This window comes from Hoeflea sp. AS16, assembly GCF_038900095.1.
In the GTDB taxonomy this organism is placed as follows: domain Bacteria; phylum Pseudomonadota; class Alphaproteobacteria; order Rhizobiales; family Rhizobiaceae; genus Hoeflea.
In genome coordinates, this window is the sequence record NZ_JBBMQQ010000001.1 from 1,063,667 (window position 1) to 1,077,557 (window position 13,891).

The window sequence follows — 13,891 nt, forward strand, 5'->3', positions numbered from 1 at the left end:
CAAAGTTTGCAATAAGCTGCCAACAACCCCTTGAATCAAGTCAGCATATTCGTTGTGCGATAGAAAACTTCTATCGTTGCAACAGGGTGTGGGCGAAAACCCTCGCCTCATGCAGCAGCGCCGAAACGATCGGCGTGTGCGGCTCCCGCGGTGCGGCGATCATTCCAACCACGTGGTGCGCATCCGGCTCGACAATGGGAATTGACTTGATGTCGTCGCCAAAGCCGAGCGTATCGGCCAGGTTGACGGGCATGATCGAGGCCCATTTGCCGGTGCGGATATGGGAAAACAGCACGATCATCGAGTTGGATTCAAGCGTCGGCTTGGCGGTCGCGCCGGCCTCGGTCAAATGCTGGTTGATGATCCGGCGGTTCTGCATGTCCGGCGTCAGAAGGCACAGCGGCAATGTTGCAACTTCCTTCCACGTCACCTTGTCGCGGTCGGCAAACGCCTGGCCTTCGGAGGTGATCAGCTGGTAGCGCTCGGCATAGAGCGGCACCGTGGCGACACGCCCCGTGGGCTCGTTTTCGAGATAGCTTATTCCGACATCGATCTCGAAGTTTTCCAGCCGCGAGAGCACCTGGTAACTGGTGCAGGAGGTCACAGACAACGTGACAGCCGGGTGTTTTTCGGTAAAGGCCATGGTCAGGTCGGTGACCATGTAGGTTGCCGTGGGGATGACGGCGATCCGGGCATGCCCGGACAAGCCCTTGCGAGCGGCCTTCATTTCCTCGCGCATGGTACGGGTGTCGCCGACAATCCGCCGGGCCCATTCCAGCACGCGCTGACCTTCCGGCGTCAGCCCCTGAAAGCGGGAGCCGCGCAGGACGAGGGTTACGCCCAACTGTTCTTCAAGCTGCTTGAGCGAAGCCGACAGGGTCGGCTGGGTGACGCCGCACTCCTGCGCGGCACGGCCAAAATGGCGTTCCCGCGCCAGCACTATGAAAAACTCGAGCTTGTCGATCATGGCGCACAAAGTCGCATGGCGACCATGCCTGGCGCAAGAAGCGCAAACGACGCCAAGCTGTCGGGATTGCGCCGCCCGGGACTTCCCAAGGCGATGCGTATGATTGCTTCGTTCCGGCCGGGAGGCTCAGGCGTTGCTCCAGCGTTTTGACTGCTCGTAGCCGCCGCCATCAATGGCCCAGTCGTAGAGCCGACCCAGAATGGCTGCAAGTTCACGGCCTCGCGGCGACAGACCATAGCGCACGCGGCCGAGCGCATCGCCTTCCTCTGTCCTGACCAGGATCTCAGCTTCGATCAGCGACCGGAGTTCGGCCGTCAGCACCTTGCGGCTCACATTCGGCAGGGCGCGGCCGAGTTCGAGAAAGTGCAAATCGCCATGAACGAGACAATGCAGGATCATCGTCGTGTGCTTGCCACCCAGCAGGCGGAGCGTATCAGACAGCGGACAGTCATCGTCGCCAATGCCGCGCCAGGGTTTCGTTTCCATCAAAATCACTGATCACGTCCTCCATGCTGTCGATGTCACGGAAACCCAGCCCCGAGGCGCCAACCGGTATCAAAATTGTGCCTAATTGTAATCCGTCTGCAGGCCAGAGAGAAAGGCCGGACAGTATCCACGCCAGTCACCAAAGGTCTTGCCATGCATTTCTCGATCAGAACCATTCCCATCCTGCCCTGGGGCATGCTCAATGCATTTCTTGTCACCGGACCCGGCGGCACCATTCTCGTCGACACCGGACTGCCAGGTTCGGAACGTACCATTGACCGGGCCCTGCAAGCCGAAGGGCTGGGATGGCAGGACATCAAGCTGATCATTCTGACCCATGGCCATATTGACCACGCGGGATCGGCAGCAAATATCCGCAGGTTAAGCGGCGCGCAGGTGCTCTATCATGCCGCTGAAACAGACTACTGCATGGGGAAAAAGCCTATCCTGCGCCCGACACGGCTCTTCGGCAGGCTGTTTCGCCTGACCGGTGCGATCGAGCGTCCCTTCCCGCCAGTGACAGCCGATATCGCGGTGGAGGGCAAAACATTTGATCTGGAGACCCTCGGCCTCTCTGGAACTGTCCTGCATACGCCGGGCCACACCACCGGGTCGGTTTCGCTGATGTTGCCGTCGGGCGATGTGCTGGCCGGCGATCTGGCCGCCTCCGGCATTCTGCTCGGAGGCATCGCCTTGCGGGGGCGGCCCGAACGGCCACCGTTCGAGGAAGATCCACGGATCGTCGCCGGTTCACTCGAAGAGTTGTTGTCGGCGGGTGCAGTGCGGTTTCATCTCGGCCATGGCGGGCCACTCGGAGCAAAGGCCATCGCGAACCATGTTCGCCGGCTCAAAAGAAGTTGACGCGGAGCGGCTCAGGCCGCTGCGCGGTCTCCATCCTCGGTGCCGGGGGCCAACGTCACTTCAAGACCGTCAAGTTCTTCGCTCATCAAGAGCTGGCAGGACAATCGCGAATTGTCGCGCACGTCAAAGGCCTGGTCGAGCATGTCCTCTTCCTCGGCCTCCATCGGGTGCAGCTGACCGGTCCATTCCGGAGCGACATGGACGTGACAGGTGGCGCAGGCGCAGGCTCCGCCGCACTCGGCCTTGATGTTGAGCCCCCAGTCGCGAATGATCTCCATCACCCGGAAACCCTCAAGCGCTTCAAGCGTATGACGGGTTCCGGTCTGGTCGGTGACGTGTATTTGCATGCTGATGTCTCCCCGGATCAGCCGTTCAGGATTGCGGTGCGGCGCCAGCTGTAGCCTGGCGTTGCCGCGGCCTTGTCTGCCGCAGGCTGGTAGTGCAGATCAATACCGGGCAGCCGTTTTTTGCTCAACCGTTCGATCGTCGGGACATGCTCGACCTCGAAACTGTCAAACCCGGTGCGCAGCATCAGCGGAACCTGGTCAAGCAGCACTGTGCCGACCGCGCGAAGCTCTCCGGTATAGCCGAGCCGCTGCCTGAGCAGCATGGCCTGTGAAAAACCGCGACCGTCGCTGAAAACCGGAAAGGTCAGCGCGACGATGGCGACCCGGTCGAGAATCGGTTCCAGCTTGCGCACATCATCGGCGGGCTGCAGCACCACGCCAAAAGCCGCATTGTCCTGCGCATGTTCGAGCGCTTCGGCCAATCCCAGCAGCTTTGGCGGATCTTCTGCCGCGCCCGAAACCCACGGATCGTTTTCGACAATCCCGTTTTGTGTCCAAATGACAGTCATGACTATTCTCCGGGCCCTGTCTCAGGCGGCTTCGGCTTCGCTGCTGTAGAGCGCCGCCTTGAATGGATCGGCACCAATGCGGCGGTAGCACTCGATGAAGGTCTCGTCGGCGCTGGAGCGGCTGGCGAGATAGGTTTCGACAACGGTCTCGATGGCATCGGTGATCTCGTCGGGACCAAAGCCGCGGCCGGTGATCTGGCCAATCGAGGCATTCTCGTCACCCGACCCGCCAAGCGAGATCTGGTAGAGTTCGGTGCCCTTCTTCTCGACGCCGAGGATTCCGATGTGGCCGACATGGTGATGCCCGCAGGCGTTGATGCAGCCCGAGATCTTGATCTTCAGATCGCCGATTTCGGCCTGCCGGGCCGGATCGCCGAAACGGTTGGATATTTCCTGCGCCACCGGAATCGAGCGGGCATTGGCAAGCGCGCAATAATCCAGCCCCGGGCAGGCGATGATGTCGGTGATCAGGCCGGCATTGGCTGTCGCCAGACCATCAGCCAGCAGCGCACGGTACAAGGGTTCGAGATCGGCCAGCGCCACGTGTGGCAGCACCAGGTTCTGCTCATGGGTGACGCGGATCTCGTCATGTCCGTATTCCCCGGCGAGGCGCGCGACAGCATCCATCTGGTCGGCCGAGGCGTCACCAGGAATGCCGCCGATGGGTTTGAGCGAGATTGTCACCATGGCGTAGTCGGGATGCCGGTGCGGGGCGACATTGCGGCCAACCCAGTCGGCAAATCCGGGGTCGGATTTCTTCCATGCAGCCAACTCGCCCCAGCCTTCGGCGCGGTCAACAAGCTCGGGCGGGGTAAAATAGGCATTGATCGCGGCAATGTCCGCCTCAGGCAGTTTCAGCTCGCCATCCCTGATATGCGCCCATTCGGCATCAATCTCGCGGGTCAGCTCTTCAACGCCGGTTTCATGCACCAGGATCTTGATCCGCGCCTTGTACTTGTTGTCGCGGCGACCATGCAGATTGTAGACCCGCACGATCGCCGTCACATAGGACAGCAGATCGGATTCGGGCAGGAAATCCTTGATCTTCTTGGCCAATAGCGGCGTGCGCCCCTGCCCGCCACCAATCCAGACGGCAAAGCCGAACCGGCCCTGATCGTCCTGCTTGAGCTGCAGGCCGATGTCATGGGTCTGGATCGCGGCGCGGTCGTGCCCGGACGCGATCACCGCGATCTTGAACTTGCGCGGCAGATAGGAGAATTCCGGATGCACCGACGACCACTGCCGCAGGATCTCGGCATAGGGCCGCGGATCGGCCACCTCGTCGGCGGCAGCACCGGCAAAATGGTCGGCGGTGACATTGCGGATGCAATTGCCCGAGGTCTGGATGGAGTGCATCTCGACTTCGGCCAGTTCCTCAAGAATTGCCGGGACATCGGACAGGGCGGGCCAGTTGTACTGGATGTTCTGCCGGGTGGTGAAATGGCCGTAGCCGCGATCATAGGTGCGGGCGATATGGGCGAGCTTGCGCATCTGGCGGCTGTTGAGCGTGCCATAGGGGACTGCAACGCGCAGCATATAGGCATGCAGCTGCAGATAGACGCCGTTCATCAGCCTGAGCGGCTTGAACGCATCCTCGGAAATCTCGCCCGAAAGCCGGCGCTCGACCTGGTCGCGAAACTGGCTGACACGCGCTGCCACAAAGGCGTGGTCGAATTCATCATAACGATACATCGTATGGTCCTTATGCGGCTTGAAAGGCCTGCGCGGCGGAAGCCGGCGCATAATCGATTGTTGGTCCGTCGGCGCGGATGCGTTCGCGCAAGCGGAACGGGCGCGGTCCGCTCGACGTTTCCTCGATCTCGATGACATTGACATCGACCACGCGGTTATCGGCCAATGCCTGGTCACCGGCTGCGGTGATTGCCGCGACGGCATCCTCATGGCGTGCCAGGAACGCATCCTTGAGCGAAGTGGTCCATTCGCCATTGGCGCCGAGCCATACGGAGATACCGTCGGTCAGGCGGTTTGCGGTGAGAACCTTGGTTTTGGTCTGAGTGGTTTTCATCGTGGCCTCCTCAGGCGGCTTGGGTTCGGGTGGCGGGCGCAGTGTTTTGCTGACCGGCCGCGATGGATGTCGAATGGTCGAAATTCGCACCGGCAACGGCATCGCCGATCACCACCATGACCGGCCCGGCAAGCTCGGTGCGGTGCTCAAGTGCCGGCAGATCGGCAAGCGTTCCGTGAAACAGGCGGCGGTCGCCGCGCGATGCGCTCTCGACGATGGCGACAGTCATGTCAGCGGGCAGTCCGGCATCGATCAGCCTTGAAGCGACGCTGGCGGCAACCGTGCGGCCCATATAGACGCAAAGCGTGGCGCCGGAGACGGCCAGGCGGGCCCAGTCAGGCAATGCTTTACCGGTGAGATCATGGCCGGTGGTGAACACCAGTGACGAAGCAACACCGCGAAGCGTCAGCGGCAGTTCGAAATCGGCGGCAGCCGCGAATGCAGACGTGATACCCGGCACGATTTCGAACGAGATGCCAGCATCCCGCAGTGCTGCCATTTCCTCGCCGGCACGGCCGAAAATCAGCGGGTCACCGGATTTGAGCCGGACCACGCGCTTGCCTTCACGGCCGAGACGGACCAGCAAATCATTGATCTCGTTCTGGCTTTTGGAATGGCAACCCTTGCGTTTTCCGACGGAGAGGCGCTCGGCGTCGCGACGGCCAAGAGCGACAACCGCTTCAGGCACCAGCGCGTCATAGACAATCGCGTCTGCTTCCATCATGGCGCGCTGGGCGCGCAGCGTCAGCAGATCCTCCGCACCAGGTCCGGCGCCGACCAGCCAGATGTGACCCGGTACCGGTTCGCGGCCGCGCAGCATGCGGGTGGCGGCACGGCGGGCCAGAGACACGTCACCATTGTCGACATGGGTGGCGACATCGGCTTCAAAGAAACGGCGCCAGAAGACGCGTCGCGCCACACCGCGCGGCAGCAAGCGATCAACGGCAACACGGTAATCGGCGGCCAGGCGAGCGAGTGTTCCAAGCGACGGCGAGAGCATCTGGTCGATGCGGGCGCGGATCATCTGGGCCAGAACCGGGCCTGCGCCCTCGGTTCCAATGGCAATGGCCACCGGCGCGCGGTTGACCAGCGCCGGGGTCAGGAAATCGCAATAGTCGGGCTGATCGACAGCATTTGCCGGGATCCGCCGTTCCCTTGCGGCAGCGACGATGGCGCGGTCCTGCGCGGCATCACCTGTTGCGGCAAACACCAGTGTCGAACCATCCATCTGATGGGCGGCATAGGGTTCGCGCACGGCTGCAAGGCCCAAACGAGCAAGACTGTCGAGGAGTTCTGTTTCAGGTGCATCCGCATAGATCGAGATCTCGGCCGACGTGTTGGCGACGAGGCGCGCCTTGGCCGCTGCCTCGGCGCCATTGCCGAAGATCGCCACCTTTTTCGCGTCCACCCGCATGAAGGCGGGAAATGTGGTCAGTTGCGCCGATTGCGTCGCCATTTCGATCAAACTCCTGATTTGGAGCCATTTTCAGGAAATCGGCGAAACAAATGAAGGAACAAACATTTGCCGTTCGGGGCGAACAGATATTCTTTTACCTCTAAATTCCGGTTATGGAGAAAGCGTAACCGCGATGCCTCAAGCTCATGCGGTCGGACGAAACAAACTGGACCCTCACATGGAGATCAAGGAAAACGCAGACCTGGTGCGCAGGCTGCTCGACGTCATGGAACACGACATCCTGCCGCTGACCGAAACCGGCGTGGCAAAAGGCAACAAGGTTTTTGGCGGCGCATTGTTGCGCAAGTCGGATTTGTCGCTGGTTATGGCGCAGACCAACAACGAGACCGAGAACCCGCTGTGGCACGGCGAAGTGCATCTTCTCAAGTGCTTTTACGAGAGCCCTGTCTCAAAGAGTGAATCCACCAAGGACATGATTTTCCTGTCGACGCATGAGCCCTGCACCATGTGCATGTCGGCGATTGCCTGGGCCGGGTTTGACAATTTCTTCTATTTTTTCAGCCATCAGGATTCACGCGACAGCTTTGCCATTCCGCATGACCTGAAGATGCTGAAGGAAGTCTTCGGTCTGGAGCCGGGCGGCTACAATCATGACAATGCGTTCTGGAAGAGCCGCGGCCTGTTCGAGATCATGGCCGCCCTGCCCGATGCGCAGGCGCAGCCGCTGCTTGACCAGGCCAAACGCATTCGCGACCGCTATGCGGCGCTGTCGGAAGCCTACCAGGCAAGCAAGGACGACAACGCGATACCGCTCAACTGAATGCAGGATACGAGATGACCACTACATGTCAGGGTGAATGCCTGTGCGGTGCCGTCAGTTTCGAGATGTCGGGCAGCATCGACGGTTTCTTTCTGTGTCACTGCCGGCGCTGCCGAAAGGACACGGGAACCGCCCATGCGGCCAACCTGTTTTCGGCCAACGCCACCCTCATCTGGACAACCGGCAAGGATCTGGTCAGAACCTTCCGGCTTCCGGGGACGCGGCACCAGAAGAGCTTTTGCAGCACATGTGGTTCGGCAGTTCCGAGTATCGACGCCGACAGCGGACTGGTGACGGTCCCGGCCGGCTGCCTCGACAGCCCTGTCAGCCGCCGGCCCGATGCGCATATCTGCTGTGCGGACCGGGCGGAATGGGACCGGCAACTGGAACAAATCCCGACTTTGGCCGGGCTTCCCGGAGCGTCGCAATAGGCCGGCAGAGTAACCTGGCAGGCCAGCTGACGGACACTCCAGTGCCTGGATCGGTGACTGATCTGTGGACAACACCGGTGCCCGCGGCAGAACGGTCGCGGGTGCGATGCGGCTCGGCTAGTCTCGCCTGAGCACGCCATAGTGTGCGAAGCTTACCGAGAACTGCGCACATGGCCTGCAATCAAACGCTGCCTCACTGTCCTCAGTGAACACATCAAATCCTCCAGAACGCGGCATGCTGACATGAAACCCTCACGCGACATTTCCGGCCTCATCGAGATCATGGCGGCGCTCAGGCATCCCGAAACCGGGTGCCCGTGGGACATCAAGCAGGATTTCTCCACCATCAAGCCCTACACGATCGAGGAAGCCTACGAGGTTGCAGATGCAATCGAGCGCAACGATCCCGAGGATCTCTGCGACGAACTCGGCGATCTTCTGCTGCAGGTGGTGTTTCATGCCCGCATGGCCGAGGAACAGGAGCTGTTCTCGTTCGAGGATGTGGTCGAGGCGATCACGCGAAAAATGATCCGGCGGCATCCGCACGTGTTCGAACGCTCGGACGCCGACACGCCGGACAAGGTCAAGGCGCAGTGGGCCGAGATCAAGGCCGAAGAGAAACGCGAGCGCGCATTGCGCCGCGCCGCGCGGGGCTTGCCGGAGACAGAGACACCGGGGCAACTCACCGGGGTGCCGCGCGCCCTGCCCGCACTGATGGAAGCGCTGAAGCTGCAACAGGCTGCATCCCAGGTCGGCTTCGACTGGGGGGCTGCAGGCCCGGTGCTCGACAAGATCGAAGAAGAAATTTCGGAATTGCGTGCAGAGATTGCCAGCGGTGAGACCGACAAGGCGGCAGGCGAACTGGGCGACGTGATCTTCGCCGTCGCCAACCTGGCCCGGCATCTCAAGGCCGATCCGGAAGACGCGTTGCGATCAACCAACACCAAGTTCCGGACACGGTTTGCCCACGTCGAGGCGGGCCTCGCAAAACAGGGCAAGACGCCAAATGAGGCTACGCTGGAAGAGATGGAAGCGCTCTGGCAGGCGGCCAAGTCCCCGACCTGAGACCGGCACCGTCGCCAGTCACAAAAACCATTCTCAGAAATCGTCTTCCGGCTTCGGCCCCAGGCCAAGCTGGCGGTCGAGATCGTTGTTGTCGGAGAGGGTAAATTCGGCGGTGATCTCGACCGAGCCGTCCTCGTGGTCGACGCGGTCCTTGACCCGGCCGCGCTCGTAGATCCACGACATGACCGGCAGTTGCCCGGCTGACAGCCGCACGGTTCGCGTGGTCAGCTCTCCGGAAATCCGTTCCTCGATGACCGACAGCAGCGTATCGACGCCGTCACCTTTCAGCGCCGAGACCACGATGGCTTCGCTCGAAGCGGCGCGCGCTCTCAGGCCCTCGGCGGCCTCGGGCTCGAGCAGGTCAACCTTGTTCCAGACTTCCAGCATACGCTTGGGTCCGCTCTCGCCGACACCGAGGCTTTTCAGGATCGATTCGACGTCATCGGCCTGGGAATTGCGGTCCGGATCGGACATGTCGCGCACATGCAGGATCAGGTCGGCCTCGACCACCTCTTCCAGCGTAGCGCGGAAGGCTGCGACCAGATGGGTAGGAAGATTGGAAATGAAACCAACGGTGTCGGACAGGATCACCATGGCGCCATGCGGCAGCTTCATGCGCCTGAGCGTCGGATCGAGCGTGGCAAACAGCATGTCCTCGGCCAGAACTTCTGCGCCGGTCAGCCGGTTGAACAGCGTCGATTTTCCGGCGTTGGTGTAGCCGACAAGCGCCACGATCGGGTGCGGCACCTTCTTGCGCTTGGCGCGGTGCAATTGGCGGGTGCGGCGAACCTGGTCGAGTTCGCGCTCGAGCTTGATGATCCGCTCCTGCAGCAGGCGCCGGTCGGCCTCGATCTGGGTTTCGCCCGGACCACCCATGAAGCCGCCGCCGCCACGTTGCCGCTCAAGGTGGGTCCAGCTGCGAACCAGACGGCCCTTCTGGTAGTTGAGATGGGCAAGCTCGACCTGCAGCACACCTTCCTTGGTGGAAGCGCGGCGGCCGAAAATTTCGAGAATCAGTCCGGTGCGGTCAATCACCTTGACCTTCCACTCGGTTTCCATGTTGCGCTGCTGCACCGGGGTCAGCGGATGGTCGACGATGACCAGTTGCGATCCGGTCTCGTCGATCAACGCCTTGATCTCGAGCATCTTGCCCTTGCCGAACAGCGTCGAGGGCCGCGGATCGGATATCGGGACGATCAGCGCTTGGGCAACCTCAAGGTCGATGGCGCCGGCGAGGCCTATCGCCTCTTCGCGGCGATGCGTGTCGGGCCGCTTGGCCACATTGCCGCCGTCGGGGCCGCTGCCGGGCGCAGCATTGCGCGTGCGCAAGGCCGGAACGAGCACAATTGCACGGGTGACGCCGGACTTGCTGTCCGCGTCGTTGAAATTGCCAGAGCTATCTACGGTTTCTATGTTGGTTGTCCTGTCAGGCGCCGTTTGCGGCGTCCTCATTTTCAAACATCTGCACAGGCTGGCTTGGCATGATGGTCGAAATCGCATGCTTGTAGACAAGCTGCGAGTGACCATCGCGTCTCAACAGGACACAGAAATTATCAAAAGACGTGACCACACCGGTCAGCTTCACCCCGTTGATCAAGAAGATCGTCAGGGAAATTTTCTGCTTCCGAACCGTGTTGAGAAAAAGATCCTGCAGGTTTTGTGAACGCTCCGCCATTGCGCTTTTTCATCCGTCTTTTTCTTGCCCGCTAACCGCAGGTCATTACCGCACTTGTCCGAACCTTGCTGACAAACGCCTTTTTCCTAGAATGAAAAAGCCGCACCGAAGCCCCGAAGGCTTACGTTACGTCAAGTCCCGAACATTCCCACTCCCTCTGACAGACAGATATGGTCGTCTTGCCGCTGACAGAAATTCGCTTGTCCGAACAGCGCACAGAAGACCATTGTTGCGGAGTTTTGTAAACACTTGATTTCGCGGGTGCAGTACGCCGCAGCATTTTCCACGTGGCGCACTTACAGATTTTTTGTGCAGTTCCCGCAAATGCGCCGATTGCGGGACGGAGCGCGAATTCCTGCAAGTGCAGAGACCCGGGAAGAATTCTAGCGGCTCATCCAATAGCGGACATTCAGGACGGCAAACACGATCATGACTTCCAGCCGTCCCAGTGTCATGGCCACCACCGCTGTCACCTTGGCGGACACAGGCATCGCCTGGAACTGGGGCCAGAGCTGGTTATCGGGCGCGGTGACATAGGAAGGCGGAATCAGCGCTTCATAAACCGGGCCGGCATTGGAGAAAAACGCGATTGCCATGGTGATACCGCCTTCGAAGTCGGTGGCCTCGAATGTCAGTGCCATGGCGGTGAAGGCGATGATCAGCAGCGACAGCGAAAAATAGGTCCAGATCGCCCGCATGCTGGTTTCGTCTATGATTTCCTTGCCAAAATGCAGGTTTGTCACACTGCTGGGATAGATCAGCTGATTGAGTTCTCGGGCCGAATGAACCGCCATCGCAACAATCCGGTATATCTTGAAGCCGCCGGTTGTCGAGTAGATGCCGCCGCCAACAAGCACGATCATCAGCACGGCGAGATCAGGCCAGAGCGCGATTACGCCGGGCCGGCTCTCGATGCCGCTGGTGGCGACAAGGGAGGTCGAGGCAAGCAGGCCTTCTATGAAGATCGGCACCAGGGGGGCGCCGCCGGACACCGACGACAGGCGGGCGGCGTAGAGCACCGCGACCACGACAATAACGGCGGCAATCACCACCACTTCCGGATTGCCGGTGAAAAACTGCTTCGGCGCGCGCAGCAACCGGCGGCGCCAGAAGACACTGATGGTGCCCACCACCAACCCGATCGCCAGCACCAGTTGCGCCAGCGGCCCGGCATGATTTTCGAGCGCCCCTTCGAAGGGAAGAAATCCGCCTGTGGCAATCACGATCATCGACAACATCGCCGAATTGGGACCGTTCACACCAGCCAGCATCAGGCCGACGAAAATGATGATGGTGACGAGCAGGTACTGCCCGAACACTTCACGGAAATCTCCAAGATCAACCGTCATGTTTGCCGCATTGCCGGTGATCACCCTGCGGTCGCCGGCGGGCAACCCGCCAAATCCGCCAGGAGCCAGCACGTGGATGATCGACAGCAGCGTCAGGAAACCGCCATACCACTCGACCGTGGCGCGCCAGAACAGGATCGCCTGCGGCGCGGTTTCGCGCGACAGAAGCGTTGCTCCGGAGGTGGTCAGCGCCGAGACCGCCTCGAACCAGGCATCGATCCAGCTCATCCCGGCGAGTGTCTTGAAAGAGACCGCGGCGATTACCGGCACCAGTACCCACATGGCGACGAGCGCCAGATACCCCCAGGCCCGGCCCAACGGGCGCCTGAAGCCCGAAATAGAACCCAACACCATCAGTGCCGCAAAAACCCCAAGCGCGCCGACCAGCAGCATCGACAGCGCCAGGTCGCGCATGCCGTCGGCTATGGCGAACAGGACCGCAGGCACGATGAGCGCGAAAAGCCCCGCGACCGCGACTGCCAGGACGTGCAGGACACCAAGCATTTGCTCAGAAGAACTCGAGGCTTACGCGGAACATCTGCTCGACATGACGGACGGATTCGAGCGCCGCGAACATCACCACCCGATCCTTCGCCTTGATCTTGACCGAGCCATCGGGACGCAGCACCTGCTTGTCACGGTAAATGGCGCCGATACGCACACCGTCGGGCAGATCCAGGCTGCGCAGCGGCTTGCCCACAAGCGGAGAGGTTTCGAGCGCTTCGGCCTCGATGACTTCCGCAGCCCCCTTCTGAACCGAATAGACGGCGCGGATGCGGCCACGGCGGACATGTTGCAGGATCTTGGAGATGGTGACGGCGCGCGGGTTGATATGGGCGTCAATGCCCAGCGTCTTGGTGAAGGTCTGGTAGGACGGGTTGTTGATCAGCGCCAGATTGGCCTTGCAGCCAAGCCGCTTGGCCATCACCGAGGACAGGATATTGACCTGGTCGTCGTTGGTCAGCGCCACCATCAGGTCGGCATTCTGGATATCGGCTTCGACCAGGATGTTCTGGTCGAGCGACGATCCGTTGAGCACGACGGTGCGGGAGAGTGAATCGGCGATGGAGACCGCGCGGGTGCGGTCGGCTTCGATGATCTTGACCTTGGTCTTGGGCTGACGCTCCTCGATTGCCGCGGCAACATAATAGCCGATATTGCCGCCGCCGGCGATGACGATGCGCCCGGCTTCCTGCTCTTCATGACCGAACAGGCCAAGCGTGCGGCGGACGTGATCCTTGTCACACACGACATAGGCCAGATCGCCGGTTTCAAGCTGGTCGGAGGAATGCGGCACGAACAATTTCTCGTTGCGCCAGACGCCGACCACGGTAGCCAGCAGATCGGGGAACAGCTCGCTGAGCTGAACCAGCGGCGTGTTGACCACCGGGCAATCCTCGAGACACTCGATGGCAACCATCGCCACCTTGTCATCGGCAAACCGGACCGCGTCGGTCGCGCCCGGCAGCGCGATGCGGCGCAGCACCATCTGGCCGACCTCGACTTCCGGCGAGATGATCACGTCGATGGGCATGTGGTCACGGGAGAACAGATCCGCCCAGTGCGACTTGAGATAGGACTGGGCGCGGATACGGGCAATCTTGGTGGGCACGTTGAACAACGAGTGCGCAACCTGGCAGGCCACCATGTTGATCTCGTCATAGAGCGTGACCGCGATGATCATGTCGGCCTGATCGGCGCCCGCCTGGGCGAGCACATCGGGATGCGCTCCGTGACCGACATAGCTTCTGACATCAAGCGTGTCACGGATGGCCTGGACCAGAGTGGCCGAGGTGTCGATCACCGAGACATCGTTGTCCTCGGCCGCCAGCCGTTCGGCGATACCGTAACCGACCCGTCCCGCACCGCAAATGATGACCTTCATAGACGACCCCTGTTGCGCCGTTGAAATGATGCGGCTTAAACCGCTTCGCGCCG

The 13,891-nt window shown here is 61.1% G+C and carries 15 protein-coding genes; 4 read left to right on the top strand and 11 right to left on the bottom strand.

Going from position 1 to position 13,891, the window contains the following annotated elements:
• Positions 1-70: 70 nt before the first annotated feature.
• Together WNY80_RS05100 and WNY80_RS05105 are read right to left on the bottom strand one after the other, a co-directional pair.
• On the bottom strand, positions 71-967 hold the full coding sequence (locus WNY80_RS05100) for a LysR family transcriptional regulator (RefSeq protein ID WP_342886238.1): 897 nt from the start codon (positions 965-967) through the stop codon (positions 71-73).
• 126 nt (positions 968-1,093) lie between these two features.
• Complete coding sequence (locus WNY80_RS05105; protein WP_342886239.1) at positions 1,094-1,453, bottom strand: helix-turn-helix domain-containing protein; 360 nt, start codon at positions 1,451-1,453, stop codon at positions 1,094-1,096.
• Between the two features lie 153 nt (positions 1,454-1,606).
• Between WNY80_RS05105 and WNY80_RS05110 the strand changes: the two genes are divergently transcribed.
• The gene (locus WNY80_RS05110) at positions 1,607-2,314 is read left to right on the top strand and encodes an MBL fold metallo-hydrolase (RefSeq protein WP_342886240.1); all 708 of its coding nucleotides are present in this window, start codon (positions 1,607-1,609) and stop codon (positions 2,312-2,314) included.
• Between the two features lie 11 nt (positions 2,315-2,325).
• Here WNY80_RS05110 and WNY80_RS05115 read toward each other — a convergent pair whose 3' ends face one another.
• From WNY80_RS05115 to cysG, 5 genes are read right to left on the bottom strand one after another with little or no spacing between them, the layout of a single operon-like run.
• Complete coding sequence (locus WNY80_RS05115) at positions 2,326-2,661, bottom strand: 2Fe-2S iron-sulfur cluster-binding protein (protein WP_342886241.1); 336 nt, start codon at positions 2,659-2,661, stop codon at positions 2,326-2,328.
• Between the two features lie 17 nt (positions 2,662-2,678).
• Complete coding sequence (locus WNY80_RS05120; protein ID WP_342886242.1) at positions 2,679-3,170, bottom strand: DUF934 domain-containing protein; 492 nt, start codon at positions 3,168-3,170, stop codon at positions 2,679-2,681.
• Between the two features lie 21 nt (positions 3,171-3,191).
• Positions 3,192-4,862, bottom strand: coding sequence for a nitrite/sulfite reductase (locus WNY80_RS05125; RefSeq protein ID WP_342886243.1), 1,671 nt, complete (start codon positions 4,860-4,862; stop codon positions 3,192-3,194).
• A 10-nt stretch (positions 4,863-4,872) separates the two neighbouring features.
• Positions 4,873-5,196 carry a DUF2849 domain-containing protein gene (locus tag WNY80_RS05130; protein ID WP_342886244.1) on the bottom strand — a complete coding sequence of 108 codons (324 nt, stop codon included), beginning with the start codon at positions 5,194-5,196 and terminating at the stop codon, positions 4,873-4,875.
• Positions 5,197-5,206: 10 nt separating this feature from the next.
• The gene (gene cysG, locus WNY80_RS05135) at positions 5,207-6,652 is read right to left on the bottom strand and encodes a siroheme synthase CysG (RefSeq protein ID WP_342886245.1); all 1,446 of its coding nucleotides are present in this window, start codon (positions 6,650-6,652) and stop codon (positions 5,207-5,209) included.
• Positions 6,653-6,830: 178 nt separating this feature from the next.
• On the opposite strand from cysG, the gene WNY80_RS05140 reads away from it, so the two are divergent.
• The 3 genes from WNY80_RS05140 to mazG all read left to right on the top strand — a co-directional run bounded on the left by WNY80_RS05140 (position 6,831) and on the right by mazG (position 8,929).
• Positions 6,831-7,433, top strand: coding sequence for a nucleoside deaminase (locus WNY80_RS05140; RefSeq protein ID WP_342886246.1), 603 nt, complete (start codon positions 6,831-6,833; stop codon positions 7,431-7,433).
• Between the two features lie 14 nt (positions 7,434-7,447).
• Positions 7,448-7,864 carry a GFA family protein gene (locus tag WNY80_RS05145; RefSeq protein ID WP_342886247.1) on the top strand — a complete coding sequence of 139 codons (417 nt, stop codon included), beginning with the start codon at positions 7,448-7,450 and terminating at the stop codon, positions 7,862-7,864.
• A gap of 243 nt (positions 7,865-8,107) precedes the next feature.
• Entirely contained in the window at positions 8,108-8,929 is an 822-nt protein-coding gene (mazG, locus tag WNY80_RS05150) for a nucleoside triphosphate pyrophosphohydrolase (protein WP_342886248.1), read from the top strand.
• 33 nt (positions 8,930-8,962) lie between these two features.
• Here mazG and hflX read toward each other — a convergent pair whose 3' ends face one another.
• From hflX to trkA, 4 genes are all read right to left on the bottom strand, one after another.
• A complete protein-coding gene (gene hflX / locus WNY80_RS05155) occupies positions 8,963-10,381 on the bottom strand; it encodes a GTPase HflX (RefSeq protein WP_342886249.1) in 1,419 nt (472 codons plus the stop codon).
• Positions 10,356-10,604 (bottom strand): RNA chaperone Hfq, encoded by a 249-nt coding sequence (hfq, locus tag WNY80_RS05160; protein WP_152008829.1) that lies wholly within the window; start codon positions 10,602-10,604, stop codon positions 10,356-10,358. Before hfq ends, hflX begins: the two co-directional genes overlap by 26 nt.
• 383 nt (positions 10,605-10,987) lie before the next feature.
• A complete protein-coding gene (locus WNY80_RS05165; RefSeq protein WP_342886250.1) occupies positions 10,988-12,457 on the bottom strand; it encodes a hypothetical protein in 1,470 nt (489 codons plus the stop codon).
• Positions 12,458-12,461: 4 nt separating this feature from the next.
• Positions 12,462-13,838 carry a Trk system potassium transporter TrkA gene (gene trkA / locus WNY80_RS05170; protein ID WP_342886251.1) on the bottom strand — a complete coding sequence of 459 codons (1,377 nt, stop codon included), beginning with the start codon at positions 13,836-13,838 and terminating at the stop codon, positions 12,462-12,464.
• Positions 13,839-13,891: the final 53 nt, after the last annotated feature.

Bases quoted from the DNA above. Each gene is read 5' to 3' on its own strand.
- WNY80_RS05100 (WP_342886238.1), bottom strand. From the start codon at position 967: ATGATCGACAAGCTCGAGTTTTTCATAGTGCTGGCGCGGGAACGCCAT.
- WNY80_RS05105 (WP_342886239.1), bottom strand. From the start codon at position 1,453: ATGGAAACGAAACCCTGGCGCGGCATTGGCGACGATGACTGTCCGCTG.
- WNY80_RS05110 (WP_342886240.1), top strand. From the start codon at position 1,607: ATGCATTTCTCGATCAGAACCATTCCCATCCTGCCCTGGGGCATGCTC.
- WNY80_RS05115 (WP_342886241.1), bottom strand. From the start codon at position 2,661: ATGCAAATACACGTCACCGACCAGACCGGAACCCGTCATACGCTTGAA.
- WNY80_RS05120 (WP_342886242.1), bottom strand. From the start codon at position 3,170: ATGACTGTCATTTGGACACAAAACGGGATTGTCGAAAACGATCCGTGG.
- WNY80_RS05125 (WP_342886243.1), bottom strand. From the start codon at position 4,862: ATGTATCGTTATGATGAATTCGACCACGCCTTTGTGGCAGCGCGTGTC.
- WNY80_RS05130 (WP_342886244.1), bottom strand. From the start codon at position 5,196: ATGAAAACCACTCAGACCAAAACCAAGGTTCTCACCGCAAACCGCCTG.
- cysG (WP_342886245.1), bottom strand. From the start codon at position 6,652: ATGGCGACGCAATCGGCGCAACTGACCACATTTCCCGCCTTCATGCGG.
- WNY80_RS05140 (WP_342886246.1), top strand. From the start codon at position 6,831: ATGGAGATCAAGGAAAACGCAGACCTGGTGCGCAGGCTGCTCGACGTC.
- WNY80_RS05145 (WP_342886247.1), top strand. From the start codon at position 7,448: ATGACCACTACATGTCAGGGTGAATGCCTGTGCGGTGCCGTCAGTTTC.
- mazG (WP_342886248.1), top strand. From the start codon at position 8,108: ATGAAACCCTCACGCGACATTTCCGGCCTCATCGAGATCATGGCGGCG.
- hflX (WP_342886249.1), bottom strand. From the start codon at position 10,381: ATGAGGACGCCGCAAACGGCGCCTGACAGGACAACCAACATAGAAACC.
- hfq (WP_152008829.1), bottom strand. From the start codon at position 10,604: ATGGCGGAGCGTTCACAAAACCTGCAGGATCTTTTTCTCAACACGGTT.
- WNY80_RS05165 (WP_342886250.1), bottom strand. From the start codon at position 12,457: ATGCTTGGTGTCCTGCACGTCCTGGCAGTCGCGGTCGCGGGGCTTTTC.
- trkA (WP_342886251.1), bottom strand. From the start codon at position 13,838: ATGAAGGTCATCATTTGCGGTGCGGGACGGGTCGGTTACGGTATCGCC.